At 48.7% G+C, this 2,059-nt stretch carries 4 protein-coding genes; all 4 read right to left on the reverse strand.

All coding sequences use genetic code 11. The features are described 5' to 3' along the window. Nucleotides 1-331 (reverse strand): hypothetical protein (locus tag GVI59_RS18455; RefSeq protein ID WP_173575501.1); only part of this gene is annotated, 331 nt, incomplete at its 3' end. Further along, on the reverse strand, nt 328-618 hold the full coding sequence (locus tag GVI59_RS18460; RefSeq protein ID WP_206752383.1) for a hypothetical protein: 291 nt from the start codon (nt 616-618) through the stop codon (nt 328-330). The genes GVI59_RS18460 and GVI59_RS18455, both read right to left, overlap by 4 nt. A 189-nt stretch (nt 619-807) precedes the next feature. After that, a complete protein-coding gene (locus tag GVI59_RS18465) occupies nt 808-1,002 on the reverse strand; it encodes a helix-turn-helix transcriptional regulator (RefSeq protein ID WP_010668215.1) in 195 nt (64 codons plus the stop codon). A gap of 91 nt (nt 1,003-1,093) precedes the next feature. Then, nucleotides 1,094-2,059: hypothetical protein (locus GVI59_RS18470; protein ID WP_206752384.1), on the reverse strand; the 966-nt coding region annotated here is incomplete at its 5' end.

The raw sequence follows: 2,059 nt of genomic DNA on the forward strand, positions 1-2,059 counted from the left end.
CATCACATGCACCCTGAAGCGCCATGCAGTAGGCGTCCTCAAAGTCGTCGCGTACGAAGCCGAATTGCCTGAACGCTCCAATAGCGCCCTGCGCGACAAAGTGCGGAGCGACCAGAACACGCCCCGCGGCCGTCTCGATATTGCGGACATCATCCTGCCATGGACCGGTCGCGGTCATGTTGAGAAAGAGCTCCTGCCCGTCCTCTGGCAACGCAGCAGCCGAGACCAGATCGGCGCAGGAATGCCAGGGCAACGTCACCACGCCATTAGGAGCGCGGAAGAAACGGATGGCACGACCATTCAACTGGCCAGTAAAGAGAGGCTCGATCATCTCTGAGCCCTCCTTGCTGTACGCGCCGCTTTCTTCGCAGCCATTTCGCGCTCGACCCGCTTCTGTGCATTTTCATCCCAATGCTGCCAGCCGCCGGGAATCTCAGAGGCAGCCAGAATCAGACCTGCACCGAAGACATCGTCGCTCAGGTCATTCGGGTCACCGATCTCAAGGAACTTCGCGACATCAGCGATAGCCCTTTCAAGGACTTCAACGGCGTCTGCGTCCGGCTTAGGATCATTCCGTTCTCGCTCAAGGCGAAGGTGATAGGCTTTGAGCAAAGGCACTCTGCCAGAATTTCGGCAAAGTTCGACCGTTCCCGTTTTTCAGGGTTCATTTTGCGTACTCCATGGCACGCACTACGAGTTTTCTATGGACAGACCGACATGAAATTCGCTATCAGGAGGGTGTTGGTTGCCTCTTGATGCTAATTTTCAGACCGCCGTCCTGTCTAATCGCAGGCGGCGTTTCTGTTTTCAGGCTGCATTGGAACGAAGGCTTGCAAGCCACTTCTCATAGCTTTCCACCGTGATCAGTGTCCGGCTTCCAACCTTCACCCGTTCCAGCATCGTGTTCCGATATACTGTCGCCCGACTCAGGCAGGTTTCATGCATGATGTCTTCAATTCGCAGGAAGCGTCGTCCCTGACTGTCTGGCTGTGGAATGTTCATCCTGAAACTTCTCCGTTTCGCTGTGTGCGCCGTGGTGAATGTAGGCATAAGAAAAGATGGGAGATTTTGGTATCAGAGTTGTGCCCAATAACTATGATTTCTTATGGAGCTTTTTCAGCACATTGAGAGGAAGGGTGACGTGGGACCGCTCTTCTTCCGGCAGCTTATCCCAGTTGCTTTCGCCTTTTCTCAAGAGAGCAAGCTGTGTCTTGTCTGATAATTTGGGAATACTTGTTATGAATTTTTCTATTTCACTTGTATGCAACCCTGATTTTCTTACACGATCAGATAATGAGCAGATTATTGAATACGCCCATCTATGTCTTTTCTTTATATAACCACGGTTTTTCTGATGGTGGGAAATTTTACTGTAAAGGAAGGCGAGCGCCGAAAACAGGAAGCTTTCACCATCATTAGTCGGCCTATTAGCTGCTTGGGGCGAATAAATAGCTGATCGGCTTTCGGCAGCGTCTGCTAACACAGCCAGACAGCGAAGCGACTGTCTTATATCGAGGGCACCAGATTTAAGGTAAGAAGGAGGGCTTCTTCCTATTCCCGGATTCATTTGATCTTCAATGAACCATCCGAGCGGAATTCCATCGTTCTTTACTCTAAAAATATAACCCGCTTTGGTGAGTTGTTGTGCTGCTCGTGTTGCTTCAGCTACTTCAAGATCATTAAGAAGTGGATGAGAGATCATTCCTCGTCTTCCTGAAATCTCTCTTGCTTCTTGTGGAGATGAGAAACCAAATAATTTTAATATCTCCGTTGAATGATAGACAATGTTTTTCAGGTCATCCAAATCGTTTTTAGAAATTTTTGTGCGTGATAGATGAATTTTTATAGCAACAGCTATTGCTGAATCTACACTTCTTTTGAATGCATCAATTCTTCCTCCTTGAATAAAAATTTTTTCATTGCGACATGCATTCATGAGTTCATCATGCCTAGGGCCTGTTAGGCCTTGAATGACGGAACGGATTGCATAGCTGTTTATGATGAGCATGATGCAGTCTGTCTTTTCCGATACCGCATGGTCCGTCTGGGAGCCTTTGAT

The organism is Acetobacter sicerae (genome assembly GCF_011516765.1).
Classification (GTDB): domain Bacteria; phylum Pseudomonadota; class Alphaproteobacteria; order Acetobacterales; family Acetobacteraceae; genus Acetobacter; species Acetobacter sicerae.